Origin of the sequence: Nakamurella sp. PAMC28650 (assembly GCF_014303395.1) — a bacterium.
Taxonomy (GTDB): domain Bacteria; phylum Actinomycetota; class Actinomycetes; order Mycobacteriales; family Nakamurellaceae; genus Nakamurella.
In genome coordinates this window covers 4,454,513-4,471,790 of record NZ_CP060298.1, presented here as the reverse complement: position 1 = coordinate 4,471,790, position 17,278 = coordinate 4,454,513, and the positions used below count along the sequence as shown (strand labels likewise).

At 68.8% G+C, this 17,278-nt stretch carries 17 protein-coding genes; 9 read left to right on the top strand and 8 right to left on the bottom strand.

Annotated features, from left to right (window positions below; all coding sequences use genetic code 11):
- Nucleotides 1–38: 38 nt before the first annotated feature.
- Nucleotides 39–1,307 carry an ATP-dependent Clp protease ATP-binding subunit ClpX gene (clpX, locus tag H7F38_RS20215; protein WP_187091491.1) on the top strand — a complete coding sequence of 423 codons (1,269 nt, stop codon included), beginning with the start codon at nucleotides 39–41 and terminating at the stop codon, nucleotides 1,305–1,307.
- Nucleotides 1,308–1,374: 67 nt separating this feature from the next.
- Here clpX and fdhD read toward each other — a convergent pair whose 3' ends face one another.
- Nucleotides 1,375–2,202, bottom strand: coding sequence for a formate dehydrogenase accessory sulfurtransferase FdhD (gene fdhD / locus H7F38_RS20210; RefSeq protein WP_222618208.1), 828 nt, complete (start codon nucleotides 2,200–2,202; stop codon nucleotides 1,375–1,377).
- A 30-nt stretch (nucleotides 2,203–2,232) separates the two neighbouring features.
- On the opposite strand from fdhD, the gene H7F38_RS20205 reads away from it, so the two are divergent.
- The gene (locus H7F38_RS20205) at nucleotides 2,233–2,787 is read left to right on the top strand and encodes an adenylate kinase (RefSeq protein ID WP_187091489.1); all 555 of its coding nucleotides are present in this window, start codon (nucleotides 2,233–2,235) and stop codon (nucleotides 2,785–2,787) included.
- A 6-nt stretch (nucleotides 2,788–2,793) separates the two neighbouring features.
- On the opposite strand, the gene H7F38_RS20200 is transcribed toward H7F38_RS20205, so the two are convergent.
- Nucleotides 2,794–3,273 (bottom strand): GNAT family N-acetyltransferase, encoded by a 480-nt coding sequence (locus H7F38_RS20200; RefSeq protein ID WP_187091488.1) that lies wholly within the window; start codon nucleotides 3,271–3,273, stop codon nucleotides 2,794–2,796.
- Nucleotides 3,274–3,433: 160 nt separating this feature from the next.
- Nucleotides 3,434–3,919 (bottom strand): hypothetical protein, encoded by a 486-nt coding sequence (locus H7F38_RS20195; RefSeq protein WP_187091487.1) that lies wholly within the window; start codon nucleotides 3,917–3,919, stop codon nucleotides 3,434–3,436.
- Between the two features lie 13 nt (nucleotides 3,920–3,932).
- Here H7F38_RS20195 and H7F38_RS20190 point away from each other — a divergent pair, with 13 nt between their 5' ends.
- A complete protein-coding gene (locus H7F38_RS20190) occupies nucleotides 3,933–4,904 on the top strand; it encodes an IS1595 family transposase (protein WP_187090716.1) in 972 nt (323 codons plus the stop codon).
- Nucleotides 4,905–4,919: 15 nt separating this feature from the next.
- Here the strand turns inward: H7F38_RS20190 and H7F38_RS20185 are convergent, their stop codons facing one another.
- The gene (locus H7F38_RS20185; protein WP_187091486.1) at nucleotides 4,920–5,123 is read right to left on the bottom strand and encodes a hypothetical protein; all 204 of its coding nucleotides are present in this window, start codon (nucleotides 5,121–5,123) and stop codon (nucleotides 4,920–4,922) included.
- 146 nt (nucleotides 5,124–5,269) lie between these two features.
- Here H7F38_RS20185 and recO point away from each other — a divergent pair, with 146 nt between their 5' ends.
- From recO to H7F38_RS20165, 4 genes are read left to right on the top strand one after another with little or no spacing between them, the layout of a single operon-like run.
- On the top strand, nucleotides 5,270–6,139 hold the full coding sequence (gene recO, locus H7F38_RS20180; protein WP_187091485.1) for a DNA repair protein RecO: 870 nt from the start codon (nucleotides 5,270–5,272) through the stop codon (nucleotides 6,137–6,139).
- The gene (locus tag H7F38_RS20175; RefSeq protein WP_187091484.1) at nucleotides 6,136–7,038 is read left to right on the top strand and encodes an isoprenyl transferase; all 903 of its coding nucleotides are present in this window, start codon (nucleotides 6,136–6,138) and stop codon (nucleotides 7,036–7,038) included. Before recO ends, H7F38_RS20175 begins: the two co-directional genes overlap by 4 nt.
- The gene (locus tag H7F38_RS20170) at nucleotides 7,035–8,066 is read left to right on the top strand and encodes a permease (protein ID WP_187091483.1); all 1,032 of its coding nucleotides are present in this window, start codon (nucleotides 7,035–7,037) and stop codon (nucleotides 8,064–8,066) included. Before H7F38_RS20175 ends, H7F38_RS20170 begins: the two co-directional genes overlap by 4 nt.
- Nucleotides 8,067–8,090: 24 nt before the next feature.
- Nucleotides 8,091–9,047 carry a TIGR03943 family protein gene (locus tag H7F38_RS20165; RefSeq protein WP_187091482.1) on the top strand — a complete coding sequence of 319 codons (957 nt, stop codon included), beginning with the start codon at nucleotides 8,091–8,093 and terminating at the stop codon, nucleotides 9,045–9,047.
- 38 nt (nucleotides 9,048–9,085) lie between these two features.
- On the opposite strand, the gene H7F38_RS20160 is transcribed toward H7F38_RS20165, so the two are convergent.
- From H7F38_RS20160 to lpdA, 3 genes are all read right to left on the bottom strand, one after another.
- Nucleotides 9,086–9,967: a TIGR01777 family oxidoreductase gene (locus H7F38_RS20160; protein ID WP_187091481.1), complete on the bottom strand. Its 882-nt coding sequence runs from the start codon at nucleotides 9,965–9,967 to the stop codon at nucleotides 9,086–9,088.
- 157 nt (nucleotides 9,968–10,124) lie between these two features.
- Nucleotides 10,125–12,053, bottom strand: a complete 1,929-nt coding sequence (sucB, locus tag H7F38_RS20155) for a 2-oxoglutarate dehydrogenase, E2 component, dihydrolipoamide succinyltransferase (protein WP_187091480.1) — start codon at nucleotides 12,051–12,053, stop codon at nucleotides 10,125–10,127.
- An 80-nt stretch (nucleotides 12,054–12,133) separates the two neighbouring features.
- Entirely contained in the window at nucleotides 12,134–13,510 is a 1,377-nt protein-coding gene (lpdA, locus tag H7F38_RS20150) for a dihydrolipoyl dehydrogenase (RefSeq protein WP_187091479.1), read from the bottom strand.
- A gap of 286 nt (nucleotides 13,511–13,796) precedes the next feature.
- Here lpdA and H7F38_RS20145 point away from each other — a divergent pair, with 286 nt between their 5' ends.
- Nucleotides 13,797–14,156 (top strand): oxidoreductase, encoded by a 360-nt coding sequence (locus H7F38_RS20145; protein WP_187091478.1) that lies wholly within the window; start codon nucleotides 13,797–13,799, stop codon nucleotides 14,154–14,156.
- Between the two features lie 431 nt (nucleotides 14,157–14,587).
- On the opposite strand, the gene H7F38_RS20140 is transcribed toward H7F38_RS20145, so the two are convergent.
- Nucleotides 14,588–16,060, bottom strand: coding sequence for a leucyl aminopeptidase (locus H7F38_RS20140; protein WP_187091477.1), 1,473 nt, complete (start codon nucleotides 16,058–16,060; stop codon nucleotides 14,588–14,590).
- 73 nt (nucleotides 16,061–16,133) lie between these two features.
- Here H7F38_RS20140 and gcvT point away from each other — a divergent pair, with 73 nt between their 5' ends.
- Entirely contained in the window at nucleotides 16,134–17,267 is a 1,134-nt protein-coding gene (gene gcvT, locus H7F38_RS20135) for a glycine cleavage system aminomethyltransferase GcvT (RefSeq protein ID WP_187091476.1), read from the top strand.
- Nucleotides 17,268–17,278: the final 11 nt, after the last annotated feature.

The following is a 17,278-nucleotide window of genomic DNA, read 5'->3' as shown; positions in this document are numbered from 1 at the left end:
CCGGCCAGAGCTGGCCCTATCCAAGATCGAGAGGGCTCATGGCGCGCATCGGCGATGGGGGCGATCTACTGAAGTGCTCTTTCTGCGGGAAGAGTCAGAAGCAGGTCCGCAAGCTGATCGCGGGTCCCGGCGTGTACATCTGCGACGAGTGCATCGATCTGTGCAACGAGATCATCGAGGAAGAGTTGGCCGAGACCAGCGACGTCAAGTTGGACGACCTGCCGAAGCCGACGGCCATCCGTGAGTACCTCGACCAGTACGTCATCGGTCAGGACACCGCCAAGAAGGCGCTGTCGGTCGCCGTCTACAACCACTACAAGCGCATCCAGGCCGGTCCCGATCGCGGACCGGAGCCGGTGGAGCTGGCCAAGTCCAACATCCTGATGCTCGGCCCGACGGGTTGTGGCAAGACCTATCTGGCGCAGACCCTGGCCAAGATGCTGAACGTGCCGTTCGCCATCGCCGACGCCACCGCACTGACCGAAGCCGGCTACGTCGGCGAGGACGTCGAGAACATCCTGCTCAAGCTGATCCAGGCCGCCGACTACGACGTGAAGCGTGCCGAGACGGGCATCGTCTACATCGACGAGGTCGACAAGATCGCGAGGAAGTCGGAGAACCCGTCGATCACCCGCGACGTCTCGGGCGAGGGCGTGCAGCAGGCGCTGCTCAAGATCCTCGAGGGCACCCAGGCCTCGGTGCCTCCGCAGGGCGGGCGCAAGCACCCCCACCAGGAGTTCATCCAAATCGACACCACCAATGTGCTGTTCATCGTCGCCGGTGCCTTCGCAGGTCTCGAGAAGATCGTCGCGGAACGTGTCGGTCGTCGCGGCCTCGGTTTCGGCGCCGAGATCCGGTCCAAGTTCGACATCGACTCGTCGGATATCTTCTCCGACGTCATGCCGGAGGACCTGATCAAGTTCGGGTTGATCCCGGAGTTCATCGGGCGTCTGCCGGTCGTCGCGGCCGTGACCCACCTGGACAAGGAGTCGCTGATCAAGATCCTCACGGAACCCCGCGACGCCCTCTCCAAGCAGTACCAGCGGCTGTTCGACATGGACGGCGTCAAGCTCGAGTTCGAGCCGGACGCGATGGACGCCATCGCCGACGAAGCGATCCTGCGCGGTACCGGTGCCCGCGGGCTGCGCGCCATCATGGAAGAAGTGCTGCTCCCGGCGATGTACGAGGTGCCGGGACGCGACGACGTCGAGCGGGTCGTGGTGACGGCCGAGACCGTCAAGAAGAACGTCTACCCGACGATCGTGCCGCGGGCGCCCAAGCGGGTCTCGCGCGAGAAATCGGCCTGACGCACCCGTACCCAGCGGCCCGGTGACCTGTCTCCAGGTCCCGGGCCGTCGGTCTCCTCGGAAGCGGTCAGCCGGCGCCGAGCACCCTTTGTCCCCCCGCGTACAGGTTGAAACCGTGGTCCCGGGTGAAGCCGACCAGCGTCAGTCCGGTCTCGGTGGCCAGCTCCACGGCCAACGAGGACGGGGCCGAGACGGCGATCAGCATGCCGATGCCGGCCATCACGGCTTTCTGCACCAGCTCGAAGGACGCGCGGGACGAGGTGAGCAGCGCCTCGCCCGACAGCGGCAGATCGTCGGCCATCAGTGCCGCACCGATCACCTTGTCGACGGCGTTGTGACGCCCGACGTCCTCCCTGATGTGGCGGAGCCCGCCGGACGGTGAGAGCAGTGCGGCGCCGTGGATGCCGCCGGTGGCGGCGAAGGTCTTCTGCCCGGCGCGCAGCAGGGTGGGTGCAGCGGTGATCACCGTCGGTTCGAAGAGCAGGTCCGTCGGCAGGGGGTGCCGGGTCCGCAGCTTCAGCGCATCGATCGACGCACTTCCGCAGACCCCGCAGGCCGAACTGGTGACGAAGGCGCGGGAGGCGGACCTGGCCGTCGGCGGGATCGGGCCGGCCAGTTGGACGTCCAGGACGTTGTAGGTGTTGCGGCCCTGTTCGTCGACACCGTCGCAGTAGCGCATCGCGACGACGTCGGCGGGACCGGAGATGATGCCCTCGGAGTGCAGCAGCCCGTGCACGAGTTCGATGTCGTTCCCGGCCGTCCGCATCGTGACCGACAAAGACTCGCCGCCGAACCTGATCTCCAACGGCTCCTCGCCCGCGACGACGTCGGCCCGGGACGCGAAGGCACCGTCACGGAATCTCTGCACGCGCACCCGTGTCGTCACTCTGCTCACGGGTTCCAGCATGCCAGCTAGCGTGGGGTCATGGTTGACGGTCCACGACGTCTGATGATCACCGGATCGTCCGGAGCGGGAAAGACCCGGCTGGCGGCCACCTTGTCGGCGCGCCTCGGCATCCCGCACATCGAACTGGACGGTATCTACCAGGGACCGAACTGGACGCACCCGAGCCCGGCCGAGTTCCGCACCAGGGTCGCCGAGCTGGCGTCCGGCCCGTCGTGGGTGATCGACGGGAACTACACGGTCATATCGGACGTCGTCCGCGCCCGCGCCGAGCTGCTCGTGGCGCTGGATCTCTCCCGACCGGTGGTGTTGACGCGACTGCTGCACCGGACGGCCACCCGGATGCTGACCGGCGCCGAACTCTGGAACGGCAACCGTGAGGACTGGCGGAATCTGCTGACGTACGACCCGGAGCTCAACATCCTGCTCTGGTCCCACCAGAACTTCGGAAGGCTCCGCAGGCGTGCCCGGGAGGACGAGAGGGCCGGGCGGAGCGGAGGTCTGCCAGCGGTCCGGCTCACTTCGCGGGCCCAGGTGGTCAGGTTCATCGACTACCTGACCGACCTGGGGCGCTGACGGTCCCTACCTGCGCACCATCCGGATCTCCAGGATGCCGGCGGAGTCGATCTTCTCGCTGCCGTCGGGGATGAAGTCGTGGTGCACGTAGAAGGCACTGGCCCGCGGGTTGTCGCGGTAGACCCAGAGCAGGGCCGGCCCGTCGCTGATGGCCGCCGCGAGCAGGTCGTCGGCCACGCCCGATCCCTGCTGCCCCTGACGGACGAAGATCGCGTACAACTCTCGCTCGGCGGGTGGGTTCTCGTCCCGGCTCGGACCTGCGATGGCAATGCCGACCACCTCGCCGTCGACCTCCGCGAGGAAGTGATCGGCGATCCCGCTCTCGATCTCCTTCCGCCGGCGGACGGCCAGCTTGACGGGATCGAATTCCGCGAAACGTTCTGATCCCCATAGGTTTTCGTAGGCCTCGCGCCAGCACGCAAGATGACAGGCGGAAAAGGCCTCTGCGTCATCGGGCTCGGCGCTGCGGATCGTCGGAGTGCTCATGTATCCACCTTCGGCGAAGCCGTCAAGCGAGGTCGGGTCGATGCCACCCGGTCGATGCCTCGACATCATCGAACGGAGAGTACGCGGTGCAGTGCCAGGCTAGTGCACACCGATGGACCGTCGACGCCGCCTCGGTCCGACCGCGGAGGGGGCCTTCGCATCAGCCGGTCACGGACGCCCAGCCGGCGTTGGTCAGCATCACCAGCTGCTGCTGGCCGGCTGCCCCCTTGAACCCGGTGCCGTACACCTGCACCGTCAATCCCGGCCCGGTTCGCTGGCACATCGTCGTGAGATCGAGGGCGGGATCGACCGGGGTCCCGGTGGGGGTCGGCCGGCTCTGCGACACCGAGCACTGCACGTCGCCGAAGATCTTGACCTGCTGCTGGGCGACCGCCAGGCCCTGATGGGCGGGATCGGGCACCGGACCCGATGTCAGGCCGGCGTACTGCGCGCGGACGGCGATGACGCCGGCGAACTGCAACAGGCCGGCATCGGCATAGGCCCGGTAGCCGACCGCGGCGCCGGGGACGGCCCGCTGGTAGGCCGCGATCGTCGCCGCGGCCACCTTCTGCTGGTTCTTCTGCTGGGCGGCCACGATGGTGGCGCTCCCGGTCGAACCGGTGTACTGGGTAGCTGCTTGAGTCAAGTAGTATTTGGCCTTGTCAGAGCCAGTGTGTGCCTACCCGGTCGGTGGTGTCGATTACCCCCGGACCTTTCAGGAGTTGCTGGAGTGGTTCCCGGATGACTCGTCGTGTCTGGCGTATCTGGAGCGTCTGCGGTGGCCCCAGGGGTTTGTGTGTCCGGTGTGCGGGGCGCCCGGCGGTTGGCGTACGGCGAAGGCGAAATGGATGTGCACCAGGTGTGGCCGGCAGACGTCGGTGACCGCCGGCACGATCTTCCACCGGCTCCGGACGCCGCTGTCGACGTGGTTCGCGGCGATCTGGTTCATCACCTCGCAGAAGAACGGGATGTCCGCGCAAGGTCTGCAGCGGGTGCTGGGTTTCGGATCCTACGAAACAGCGTGGGCATGGCTGCAGAAGCTACGCCGGGCGATGGTCCGCCCCGAGCGGGAGTTGCTCTCCGGTGTGGTGGAGTTAGATGAAGTGTTCATCGGCAACGAGCCTCGCGGCCGCGCAGGCGGCGTGAAGGACCACACCGCGGCGATGATCGCAGTGGAATCGATCCCCGGCCGCAAGCTGGGCAGGGTCCGCATCGAGCTGGCCGAGACAGCCCGATCGGTCAGCATGCTCGGCTTCGCCGACCGCGTCATCGCCAAAGGATCAACGGTCAGAACCGATGACGCCAACTACCTGAAGAAGCTGACCGCGGCCGGCTACGAGCACGTCGCGTTCGTCGGGACCGACAGCGCCGAGCCCGCCCACATCAACCTCCCCGGCGTCCACATGGTCGCCTCGCTGCTCAAACGCTGGCTGACCGGCACCCTGCATTACGCGGTCTCCCAGGAGCACCTGGCCTACTACCTGGACGAATACACATTCCGGTTCAACCGACGCACCTCGAAGAGTCGCGGGCTTTTGTTCTACCGACTGTTGCAGCAGGCCGTGAACACAGACCCACACCCGCTCGCTGAACTGCGCAATCCTGTTGCAGCAGTGGACGTCCCGTTCTGAACTTTACTCAAGCAGCTACCCGGTACCGGTGTTCACCTTGCTCTTGGTGACGTCGATCAGGTCCTGGAAGCCGGCCAGGTCGGCGCCCGCCGCCACCGCCAGGAGCAACCCGACGACGACACCGATCGCAGCCGCACCCCACGCCCGTCCGGGACGGGCGGGGGGAGTCTCGTGCGGTGCGTAGGCCGTGAATCGTTCCGGCGGCAGCGGCTGTCCCATCGCTTGAAAATAGTTCAAGATCTCGCCGTCCATCGGGCCTTTCGCGAAACTTGGATGCCGACCGCCCGCAGGCCGGGGCCGGCCGGGCGATGGGCCGAACCGCCCGTCAGCGCCGAATTGTCGGGCAGACCTGGCACGATGGACCCGTGACCGTCTACCGCGATTCGGGTGTGGTGCTGCGGGTGACGAAACTCGGTGAAGCGGACCGGATCGTCACCCTGCTGACCCGCCGCGAGGGTCGGGTCCGCGCGGTGGCCAAAGGGGTGCGGCGCACCCGGAGCCGCTTCGGTGGGCGGCTGGAACCGTTCAGCCACGTCGATCTGCAGCTCTACAACGGTCGTAGCCTGGACATCGTCACCCAGGCCGTCACCCTTGATTCGTTCGGCTCGGCGATCGCCGCCGACTACTCGCGCTACACCGCTGCGACGGCCATCGTGGAGACCGTCGAACGGCTGACCTCAGAGGAGCGGGAGCCCTCGCTCAAGCTCTATCTCCTGCTCGTCTCCGTGCTCCGTGCGCTGGCCGAGACCGACCGTGATCCGTCCCTGCTGCTGGATGCGTTCCTGGTCAGGTCCATGTCGTTGGCCGGCTGGGCCCCGGCGCTGTCGGAGTGTGCCCGCTGCGGCGAGCCGGGACCGCACACGGCGTTCCACATCCCTTCCGGAGGCTTGCTGTGCGGCGGTTGCCGGTCGCCCGGGGTGGCCAGACCCGCTCCCGGAGCGATCAGCCTGATGGCGGCGCTGGCCTCCGGGGATTGGCCCACCGCCGAAGCCGCGGACGGGTCGATGCGCCGCGAGGCCTCCGGTCTGGTGGCTGCGCTGCTGCAGTGGCACATCGAACGGGGGCTCAAGTCCCTGCCGCTGGTGGACCGGGGGGGCGGCGGGGTCTCCCCGGAGCTCGGCGGTTACCCGGCCGCCCGCGGCGTCGCCCTGGATCGAGCCCGCGCCGACGCGGATGTCGCCATCGGCACCGCTGCCGGCATCGGCATCGAACAGCCCCGGGGAGCTCTGGCGTGAGGCGCCGCGGCGTCACCCTCGAGCCGGGTCGGGTCCCCCGCGCTCCGGTCGCGCATCCCAGCGGCGCCGAACCGCCTGCCATTCCCCGGGACGCGGTTCCCCGGCACGTCGCCCTGGTGATGGACGGCAACGGCCGGTGGGCCAAGGCCCGCGGCCTCCCGCGCACCGAAGGACACAAACGTGGCGAGGCCGCCCTCTTCGACGTGGTCGAAGGCTGCATCCAGCTCGGCATCACCCATATTTCGGCCTATGCCTTCTCGACGGAGAACTGGAAGCGTTCACCGGAGGAGGTGCGGTTCCTGATGGGGTTCAACCGGGACGTTATCCGCCGGCGCCGCGACGACATGCATGCCCTGGGCGTGCGGGTCAGGTGGGCCGGCCGGCGGCCGCGACTGTGGCGCAGCGTCATCCACGAACTCGAGGTGGCCGAGCAACTGACCGCAGCCAACGACGTCCTGACACTGACCATGTGTGTCAACTACGGAGGCCGGGCCGAGATCGCCGACGCGGCCAAGGCCATCGCACTCGAGGTGGCGGCCGGCCGGATCAACCCGGCGAAGGTGGACGAAACGATGCTGGCGAAGTACCTGGACGAGCCCGACATGCCCGACGTCGATCTCTTCCTGCGTTCCTCCGGTGAGCAGCGCACCAGCAATTTCCTGCTCTGGCAGTCCGCCTACGCCGAGATGGTCTTCCTGGACACGCTTTTCCCCGACTTCGACCGCCGTGACCTGTGGCGGGCGTGCGAGATCTATGCCTCCCGCCAGCGTCGTTTCGGTGGGGTCAACGGCAGTGGGCCCGATGCGGTCGGCGCGCCGGAGGAGATCGGAGCCCCGCCGGCCGACGTATCGGCCGCCACCGGGCGGACCGGGCCCGCCGAGAACGGGCGAACCGGATGACCGACCTCAGGCATCCCCGCGCCCACGCTCTCCCGCCGACGGGGGCCCGCCGGCGATACCAACCCGGATCGCTGGAGATCTTCGGGCTGATCCTGCTGACCGCGATCCTGCTCCGGACGCAGCTCGCCGGCTGGCTCGGTCACGTCCTGCCCACCGGATGGGCCACGGTCTTCGTGGCGATCTGCGTCCAGGCCACGCCTTTCCTCGTGCTCGGCGTACTGGTCTCCGGAGCGATCGCGGCGTTCGTCCCGGCCAGCTTCTTCACCAGGGTGATGCCGCGCAACGCCGCACTCGCCGTGCCGCTGGCGGGCGTCTGCGGCATTGCTCTGCCCGGCTGCGAGTGCGGGTCGGTACCGATCGCCCACCGGCTGATCAACCGTGGGGTCCGTCCCTCGGCGGCGTTGGCGTTCCTGCTGTCCGCCCCCGCCATCAACCCGATCGTGCTGGTCGCCACCGCCGTCGCCTTCCAGGCCGAGCCCAGGATGGTCTGGGCACGACTGGTCGCCGGCCTGCTGACCGCCGTCCTGGTCGGGTGGATCTGGGAGAGGCTGGGCCGGCCGGAGTGGATGAAGCCGAGGCTGCGCACGCCCGTGTCCGGTGTCCCGGCGGACGAGATGGGCGTGAAGGTCTTCCTGCCGACCGTGCGCGGTGATTTCACCCAGGCTGCGGGGTTCCTGGTGATCGGCGCCGCCGCCGCGGCGACGCTGAACACCGTGGTACCACGGCAGTTCATGGCGCACGTCGGGTCCTCCGTCTTCCTGTCGATCATCACGATGGGGTTCCTGGCGTTCTTCCTGGCCCTGTGCTCGGAGTCCGACGCCTTCGTCGCAGCCTCGTTCTCGACGATCCCGGTGGTCGGCAAGCTCGTCTTCCTGACGGTCGGCCCCGCGGTGGACATCAAGCTTTTCGCCATGCAGTCGGGGACCTTCGGCCGCCGGTTCGCGGTCCGTTTCGCACCGGTGACGTTCGTGGTGGCCGTCGTGGTCGGCGTCGGGACCGGGTTGCTCTTCTTCGGAGGCTGGCGTTGATCAAGAGATGGAGTTGACCGCGAGATGAACAGGACGACACAGTCTGCGGTGATCACCCTGCTCGGCGGCCTGCTGATCTCCATCACCGTCAGCGGCCGCTACACCTCCTACGTGAAGCCCGGGTTCGGACCACTGCTCGTGATAGCCGGCGTCATCCTGATCCTGGTCGGAGTGCTGTCGATCGTCGTCGGGCTCCGTCAGGATCGACGCGAGGACGAGGCCCTGGAAGCCGTCGCGGCCGTTGAGGCTCTCGGGGCCGTGGCGGCCGGTGCGGCTACCGGAGACCGTCGATCCTTGGTACCCGCCCCGCCCGACCACGGGTCCGATGTTGGCCACGGCCACGGCCACTCCCACGAGCGGTCGAAGGCGCCCTGGCTGATCATGGCCCCGATCCTGGTGCTGCTCCTGCTCGCACCGCCGGCGCTCGGCGCCGACGCGGTGAGCCGCAATGCGGGTTCGCAGGCCCTGGCCGGCCTCAGCGGGGTCGCCGCAGCCTCCGGCGCCGGGTCGGACGTCGGGGCCGGTGGCACCAGCGGCGGGTACGCGCCCAACGACGGCAGCGGGCACGGGATCGGCACCAAGGCCTTCGCCGAGCGACGGCCGACGATGTCATTCCCGCCCCTGGCCCCGGGCAGAGCTCCATCGCTCACCCTGAAGGACTTCATCATGCGGGCGCTCTACGACGGGGCGAACTCGGTGTCCGACAACGACATCACCGTGGTCGGGTTCATCGCAGGCCCGGGTGACGGCTATTCGACGGGTTACTCGCTGGCCCGGATGACGATCAGTTGCTGCGCGGCCGACGCGTCCCCGATGCGGGTCCACGTCGAGGGCGCTGCCAAGTACCCCGTCAATACCTGGGTGACCGCCGTCATCAGCGCGCAGACCGGTACCGCCGATGCGGACAACGACTACGTGCCGACCGTCGATCTGACTTCGATGACCAGGATTTCCCAGCCGGCGGACCCGTACGAGCACTGAGGTCCACCCGTGCGGACACTGAAAGCCGGGTGCGCGGGTCAGCCCAGCTCGCTGTGCAGCGCCTCGCTCAGGGTGGCATGGGTGAACACGAATCCCGAGGCGGTCAGCGCCTCGGGGATCGCCCGCTGGCCACCGACGATTTCCTCGGCGAAGTCGCCGACCACGAGTTGGAGCGCGAACTTCGGCACCTTCCACGGGGTGGGTCGGTGCAGCTGGTGCCCCAGTTCCCTGGTGAACTCGGCGTTCGTCACCGGCGCCGGGCCGGTCATGTTGACCGGGCCGGCCACGTCCGCGGTCAGCAGGTGCACCATCGCGTCGATGTGGTCGGTCGCGGAGATCCACGGGTAGTACTGCTTGCCGGATCCGAGTTTCCCGCCGGCGAACAGCTTGGTGATCAGCGTGAGCTGGGGGAGCAGACCCGCCTCCTTGCCCAGGACGAGCCCGGTCCGCAGGTGCACCACCCGCACGCCGCCCTTCTCCGCAGCGTCGGTGGCCCGCTCCCAGTCGACGCAGACCCCGGCCAGGAACGAGGTGCCGGCGTTGCCGGTCTCGTCGATGAACTCGTCGCCCCGCGGTCCGTAGTAGCCCACGCCGGACGCGTTGACCAGCACGGGTACCCCGGTCCGGGCGCCGGTGGTGGCGAGCAGCTTCGACGGGTTGACCCTCGATGTACGGATCAGGTCCCGGTAGGCGCCGTTCCACCGCTTGTCGCCGACGCCGACGCCACACAGATTGACGATGCCGTCGGCACCTTCCAGCAGGCTGGGGTCCAGCACGCCATGATCGGGGTCCCAGGTCGCCTGGTCGGCGCCCTGCGGGTTGCTGCGGACCAGCTGGGTGATCCGATGGCCGCCGGACCTGAGTCTCTTGATCAGGCGTTGGCCGAGGAAACCGCTCGCACCTGCGGTGACGATGTGCATTCCGACTCCTGTTCGCTGGAGCGTGTCCGGACACGCTCAGGGCCTGCTGTCGCGTGCCGGTGCCGCCGGATCCTTCCGTCGGACTGCGGAGGCCGATCCGCCGTGCTGGGTGGATCGGGTCTCCGGTGACTCCTTCGAACCTGGGTATCCCGAGCTGCTAGAGCCCGAGATCGCCTTCGTACTCGCCGGCCTCGATGCGCTTCTTGACCGCACCAAGGAAGCGGGAGGCGTCAGCACCGTCGATGTTGCGGTGGTCGTAGGACATCGCGAGGTACATCATCGAGCGGATCGCGATGACCTCGCCGCCGTCGGCGTCCGTCATCACGACCGGACGCTTGACGATGACCCCGGTACCCAGGATCGCCGACTGCGGCGGCACGAAGATCGGGGTGTCGAACAGGGCGCCGACCGACCCGGTGTTGGTGATCGTGAACGTGCCGCCGGACAGATCGTCCGGACCGATCTTGTTGCTGCGGGTGCGTTCGGCCAGATCGGCGATCTTGCGGGCGAGGCCGCCGATGTTCAGATCGTCGGCCTCCTTGATCACCGGGACGATCAGCCCACGGGGGGTGTCGACCGCGATACCGAGGTTGACGGAGCCATGGTAGGTGATCTCCTTCAGGTCCTCGGAGATCGAGGAGTTGACCACCGGGTAGAGCTTGAGCGCCTCCACCGCGGCCTTGACGAAGAACGGCAGGAACGAGAGCTTGACGCCCTCACGTGCCTCGAACCCGGACTTCGCCCTGGCCCTGACGTTGGCCACCCTGGTCACGTCGACCTCGATGACGGTGGTCAGCTGGGCTGCGGTCTGCAGGCCGTAGAGCATGTTCTTGGCGATCGACTGCCGGATGCGCGGCAACTTCTGGGTGGTGCCGATGAGTGCGGTGACGGCGGCGTCGGCCACCGGCTTCGTGGCCGGGGCAGCCGGTGCTGGGGCTGGGGTCGGTGCGGCCGGGGCAGCGGCGGCCGCCTTTGCGGCCTCGGCGGCGGCCTTCAGCGCTTCGCCCGCGGCCAGCACGTCCTCACGGCGGATGCGGCCACCGACACCGGTGCCGGTCAGGGCCGACAGATCCACGCCCTGGTCGGCGGCCAGCTTGCGGATGACCGGAGTGACGTAGCTCGTGGTCTCGGCCTTCGGGGCCGGCTGCCAGCTGGGGGCGGCCGGCTTGGCGGCCGGAGCGCCGGCGTCCGGGGAGGTGGTGATCGGAGCGGGCGCCGGAGCTGCGGCCTTGGCGGCGGCGGGAGTGGTGGTCGGCTCGGCCGGTGCCGGATCCGGCGCGGAATCTGCCACCGCGGTGGTGGGTGGCTCAGGGGTCGGGGCCGCTGCGGCCGGGGCGGTGGCTGACGGGGCGGGGGCTGACGGGGGGGTTGGTGATGGGGCGGTTGCTGATGGGGCGGTTGCTGATGGGGCGGCGCCCTTGGCGCCGATCAGGGCCAACTGGGCACCGACCTCGACCGTCTCGTCCTCGCCGACGCTGATCTGCAGCAGGGTGCCTGCCACCGGGGACGGGACCTCGGTGTCGACCTTGTCGGTGGAGATCTCGACGAGGGGCTCGTCCACCGCGACGTCATCACCCACGGCCTTGAGCCACCGGGTGACGGTGCCCTCGGTGACCGACTCACCCATGGCGGGCAACAGGATCGGTGTACCGGCGGCGGTCGGTGCCGCCGCTTCCGCGACAGGCTTCTCGGCGGGCGTCTCGACCTCGGTGGAGGGCGCTGACGGTTCCGGAGCGACCGCGGCGGGTGCTGCTTCGGGCTCGGGTGCCGGCTCGGGAGCCGCCGCCGGTGCTGCAGCGGGTGCCGGCTCGGGTTCCGGCGCCGCGGCCGATTCCGCTGCCGCGCCACTGTCGTCGCCGATCACGGCCAGTTCGGCGCCGATCTCGGCGGTCTCGTCCTCCGCGACTGAGATCTTCTCGAGAATCCCGGCGAACGGCGAGGGAATCTCGGTGTCGACCTTGTCGGTGGAGATCTCGACCAACGGTTCGTCGACGGCGACCTCGTCACCGACCTGCTTCAGCCAGCGGGTGACAGTGCCTTCGGTGACGCTCTCACCGAGAGCCGGCATCTGCACGGAGTTCGACATGAATTCTTTCCCTACCTGGTCTGTGGAACGGCGGTCTGTGAACGTTGGTCTGCGCGGCGACGCTCGGTCGGCGGCAGCGGTCAGTTGTGGACGTGCAGCGGCTTGCCGGCCATGGCCAGCATGGCCTCGCCGATCGCCTCGTACTGCGTCGGGTGGGCGTGGACGAACGGGGCGACGTCCTCCGGGTAGGCCTCCCAGCCGACGATCAGCTGGGCCTCGCCGAGCATGTCACCGACGCGCGCTCCGACCATGTGGATGCCGACGACCGGACCGTCCTTCTGCCGGATCACCTTGACACCGCCGGCGGTGCGCAGGATCTGGGACTTCGGGTTGCCGCCGAGGTCGTAGAGGAACGTCTCGATGCCGTCCGTCCCGTACTGCTCGGCGGCCTTGGCCTCGCTGAACCCGACGGATGCGATCTGCGGGTCGCAGTAGGTGATCTTGGGGATGAGGACGTCGGGGATGACGGTCGGGTTCAGCCCGGCGATCTCCTCGGCCACGAACACGCCGTGCTGGAATCCACGGTGGGCCAGCTGCAGGCCGGGCACGATGTCGCCGACGGCGTAGACGTTGGGCAGGTTGGTGTGCAGCCGCTCGTCGGTGATGACGAAGCCGCGGTCCATCGTCACGCCGGCCTCTTCGAAACCGCAGCCGGCGGTGGCCGAACCACGGCCGACGGCGACCAGGAGCAGGTCGGCCGTGAACGTCTTGCCGTTCTCGAGGGTGACGGTGACCCCGCTGTCGTCCTGGGTGACGCCGGCGAACCGGACCCCGGTGGAGAACTCGATCTTCCGCTTGCGGAACGCCCTCTCGAGCAGCTTCTGGGCCCACGGGTCTTCGGCGGGCACCAGGCTGGGCAGCGCCTCGACGATCGTCACCTTGGTGCCGAAAGAGGCCCAGACGGAGGCGAACTCGACGCCGATGACGCCGCCGCCGAGCACGATCGCCGACTCGGGGATCCACTCCAGTCCGAGCGCCTGCTCGCTGGTGATCACCCGGCCCTCGATGTCCAGGCCGGGGAGCGAGCGGGAGTAGGAACCGGTGGCCAGCACCACGTTCGTGCCGATGTAGCGATCGTCGCCGACGACGACCGTGTTCGGGCCCACGAAGACGCCCACCCCGTCCACCATGGTGATCCCACGGGACTTGATGAGCCCCTGGAGACCCTTGTAGGCCTTGTTGACGATGCCGTCCTTGTACTTGTTCAGGCCGGGGACGTCGACCCCGTCGAACGTGGTCCGCAGGCCGAAGGCAGCCCCGTCACGAGCGTCGTCGGCGACTTCGGCGGCGTGCAGCAGAGTTTTGGTGGGCACACATCCGCGGTGCAGGCAGGTGCCGCCTACCTTGTCCTTCTCGATCAGGACGACGGAGGACCCGAGCTCGGCCGCGCGCAGGGCGGTGGCATAGCCGGCTGATCCTCCACCGAGTACGACCAGGTCGACGGTGGTATCGCTCATCTGAAAACGAACTCCTCAGGCTCTTGTGGAAGCTGGTACCGACTTGCGCGTCGATCACGCCGCCGCCGGTGCGGCTTCCATCTTGGCATCTCCGTCGGCGGGCTGCCCCGCGGGTGCGACTTTGCGGCGCTCGTCAGCCGGGGCGCTCCGCTCGCACCGGCGTGACCCGCCGCCTCGGATGGCGTTCCCGTCAAGGGAGATGGTTGACACTGGACACAACAAGCCGGCCGAAGCCGCCGGGCTCACGATTCGCCGTAGGCGTAACACCGATCCGGAAAGGGGAACGATGAGCTTGTTCTCCAGGTTGAGGCCGCACCGAAAGTCCAAGGGCGACAGTCCACGCGCGGAACGCCGTGCGGCTGCCGACGCACTGGTGGCCTGGGTCGGCGCCCGACATGGCGTCGAGGCCTACGTGGAGCCCAAGACCTCCGTGACGCCCGTGACCATGTTGCTGGTCGCCCACGACGGCGAGTTCACCCGCAAGCAGGTCGCTTCGCCCGAGGCCGCCAAGTCGTTCGCTCGCGAGAACCAACTCCCCATCTACGACGCGACCATCGTGGGCTACCCGCAACGCATGCGTGACTACTCCCGCCGTCAGAAGATCCTGCAGGAGCGAGCCCGACGGGACGCCCTCGGCGATCGCTGATCCCCCCTCGCGCCACGCTGCCCCCCGCCCCCTGCCCCCACCCCCGGCCCCCCGCCCCCGCCCCGCGCTTATCAACATCGACCGCGCTGACGAACTCGTCGACTCGCGTCCCACCCGTCCCAAACGATCCAAGTTGATCAGCGCCGGCGAAGTTGATCAGCGCGGGGGGACGGTCACGGCGACCGCTGAGCCCCGGTGCGCCTGTGCCAGCTCCGCCCTGCCCCACCCGCGCTGATCAACATCGACCGCGCTCATCAACTCGTTGACTCGCGTCCCACCCGTCCCAATGGGTGCAAGTTGATGAGCGCCGGCGAAGTTGATCAGCGCGGTGGGACGGTCTAGTTGATCCGCGCGGCCGAGACGCGCGACCGGATCCGCGCGGCCGGTACCGCGCCGCCGGATCCGCCCGGGCGGAAACGGCGGCGCGGCGGTCAGGACGGGCCGGCGAGGTCGGCGATGACGGCGAGCAGGGTGCGGACCGGTACGCCCGTCCCGCCGGAGGTGTTGTAACCGTAGGGCTTTCCGGTGTTGAAGGCCGGGCCCGCGACGTCCAGGTGAGCCCAGGGCAGACCGTCGGGGACGAAGCAGGAGAGGAAGTGTCCGGCGACCAGCATGCCGGCGACGCGGTCCCAGTTGACGTTCTGCAGATCGGCGATGGACGAGTCGATGCTCTCCCGTAACTCCTCCGGCAACGGCATGGCCCAGCCGCCCTCGCCGACCTCGCGAGCCAGTTCCGCGACCCGGTCCCGGAGGCTGTCCGTGCCCATGACGGCCATCGTCCGGTTCCCGAGAGCCACCACCTGCGCGCCCGTCAGGGTCGAGGTCTCCAGCAGGTAGTCGGGCTCTTCCTCGGCGGCTCTGACCATCGCATCGGCCAGCACGAGGCGGCCCTCTGCGTCGGTGTTCAGCACATGCGTGGTCTTGCCCGGTGCACCGTGGGCGCCGTAGTGACGGATCACGTCGCCGGGCCGGTAGGACGATCCCGACGGCAGGTTCTCGGCCAGCGCCGCCCAGGCCGTCACCGCGATCGGCAGCTGCAACGCCGAGGCTGCGATGACCGTGGCCACCACGCAGGCGGCGCCGGACATGTCGCTGGTCATGTTCTCCATGCCCACCGAGGGTTTGATGGACAGTCCGCCGGAGTCGAAGGTGATGCCCTTGCCGACCAACGCGACGGACTTCTTCGCGCCGGTGGGGGAGTAACCGATCCGGACCAGACGCGGTGGCCTGGCCGAGCCGGACCCGACCGCGACGATCCCGCCGAAACCCTGCGCGGCCAGTTGCTCGGAATCCCACACCTCCACGGACAGGCCCGCGGTCCGAGCAGCAGCGGTGGCGCGCTCGGCGAAGGACTCCGGGTAGAGGTCGTTGGGGGCGGTGTTGATCAGGTCACGTGCCAGCAGAACACCTTCGGCCGTGACGACCGCATGACGCAGGAGGGCCTTCGCGGCCTTGTCGTTCTTGGCGACCGACAGCGCAATGGTCTCGACCGGGGCCTTCGACGGGGTCTTGTACCGATCGAAGACGTAGGCCCCGAGGAGATGTCCCTGCGCCGCGGCGGACAGATCGATCAGGCCGAGGGTCGAGGTGATGGCGACCTTCCCGGCCAACGCCCGCGAGGCGATCCCCGCTGCCTTGCGCAACACCTCGGGGGTGAACTTCTCCCGGTCGCCGAGCCCGACCACGGCCAGCAGGTGAGCAGCCACGGATCCGTCGCCGGGCACCAGGGTGAGCTCTCCCGCCTTGCCGGAGGCCCCGGTCATGGCTGCGGCGGCCACACCGTCGGCGAAGGTCGGATCTGCGGGGACCGGACCGTCTGATCCGGCGTAGGCGGCGATCACCAGGACATCGGTCCTGGCCTTCGCCGGGTCGGTGGTGGTCAGCGAAAGCGTCGTCATCGTCATTGCTCCTCGTAGGTGGGCCTGCTCCAGCACCGTAGACGCCCGGCCAACCCGGTTGGCACTACGGTCTATGAGCATGGCTGCCGATCACCTCGCCGAACTGCTCCATTCCCCTCTCCACGAGGCCCACGTCGCACTGGGCGCCACCATGGGCGCGTTCGGTGGATGGGACATGCCCATCTCCTATGCCGGCGGCGGCGTGGTCGCCGAGCACACCGCCGTCCGCGGGACGGTCGGCATCTTCGACGTCTCGCACCTGGGCAAGGCCGGTGTCACCGGCCCGGGAGCCGCCGATTTCGTGAACAGCACGCTGTCCGCAGACCTCGGTCGGGTCAAGCCGGGACAGGCCCAGTACACACTGTGCTGCAACGACTCCGGTGGTGTCATCGACGACCTCATCGCCTACCTGGTGTCCGACGAGGAGGTGTTCCTGGTCCCCAATGCCGCGAACACCGCCGATGTCGTCGCCGCACTGGCGCAGGTCGCCCCGGACGGCGTCGAGGTGACGAACCAGCACCGGGACTTCGGCGTCATCGCCGTCCAGGGTCCATTGGCCGGCGAAGTCGTCGCCGCACTGGGGCTGCCGACCGATCTGGACTACATGGCGTGGGCCGACGGCGGCTGGTCGAACCACGGTGGGTTGCCGGTCAAGGTCAGGGTGTGCCGCACCGGCTACAGCGGGGAGTACGGCTTCGAGCTGATCCCGCCCTGGGGTGCGGCCCGGGGCCTGTGGGACGCCCTTGCGCAGGAGGCCGCAGCGCGCGGTGGCCGTCCGGCGGGTCTGGGGGCTCGCGACACCCTGCGCACCGAGATGGGATACCCGTTGCACGGGCAGGACCTCGGCCCGACGATCAGTCCGGTGCAGGCCGGATCGGGCTGGGCCGTCGGTTGGAAGAAGCCGGCCTTCTTCGGGCGTGAGGCGTTGCTGGCCGAGAAGCAGCGTGGCCCGGCGCGCCGCCTCCGGGGGCTGGAGGCGCTGGATCGAGGGGTGCTGCGACCGCATCTGCAGGTCCTCGCGTCCGATGGCACGACGATCGGTGAGACGACGTCCGGAACCTTCTCCCCGACATTGGGCAAGGGCATCGGACTCGCACTGATCGACACGGTGGCCGGCGTCCAGGACGGCGATGAGATCGCGGTCGACGTCCGTGGGAGGTCGCTGCGCGTCCGGGTCGTCAAACCTCCGTTCGTGCCCTCGCACGTCCGGTAGCCGGCCACCGC

Bases quoted from the DNA above. Each gene is read 5' to 3' on its own strand.
- clpX (WP_187091491.1), top strand. From the start codon at position 39: ATGGCGCGCATCGGCGATGGGGGCGATCTACTGAAGTGCTCTTTCTGC.
- H7F38_RS20205 (WP_187091489.1), top strand. From the start codon at position 2,233: ATGGTTGACGGTCCACGACGTCTGATGATCACCGGATCGTCCGGAGCG.
- H7F38_RS20200 (WP_187091488.1), bottom strand. From the start codon at position 3,273: ATGAGCACTCCGACGATCCGCAGCGCCGAGCCCGATGACGCAGAGGCC.
- H7F38_RS20185 (WP_187091486.1), bottom strand. From the start codon at position 5,123: ATGGGACAGCCGCTGCCGCCGGAACGATTCACGGCCTACGCACCGCAC.
- H7F38_RS20170 (WP_187091483.1), top strand. From the start codon at position 7,035: ATGACCGACCTCAGGCATCCCCGCGCCCACGCTCTCCCGCCGACGGGG.
- H7F38_RS20165 (WP_187091482.1), top strand. From the start codon at position 8,091: ATGAACAGGACGACACAGTCTGCGGTGATCACCCTGCTCGGCGGCCTG.
- H7F38_RS20160 (WP_187091481.1), bottom strand. From the start codon at position 9,967: ATGCACATCGTCACCGCAGGTGCGAGCGGTTTCCTCGGCCAACGCCTG.
- sucB (WP_187091480.1), bottom strand. From the start codon at position 12,053: ATGTCGAACTCCGTGCAGATGCCGGCTCTCGGTGAGAGCGTCACCGAA.
- lpdA (WP_187091479.1), bottom strand. From the start codon at position 13,510: ATGAGCGATACCACCGTCGACCTGGTCGTACTCGGTGGAGGATCAGCC.
- H7F38_RS20145 (WP_187091478.1), top strand. From the start codon at position 13,797: ATGAGCTTGTTCTCCAGGTTGAGGCCGCACCGAAAGTCCAAGGGCGAC.
- H7F38_RS20140 (WP_187091477.1), bottom strand. From the start codon at position 16,060: ATGACGATGACGACGCTTTCGCTGACCACCACCGACCCGGCGAAGGCC.
- gcvT (WP_187091476.1), top strand. From the start codon at position 16,134: ATGGCTGCCGATCACCTCGCCGAACTGCTCCATTCCCCTCTCCACGAG.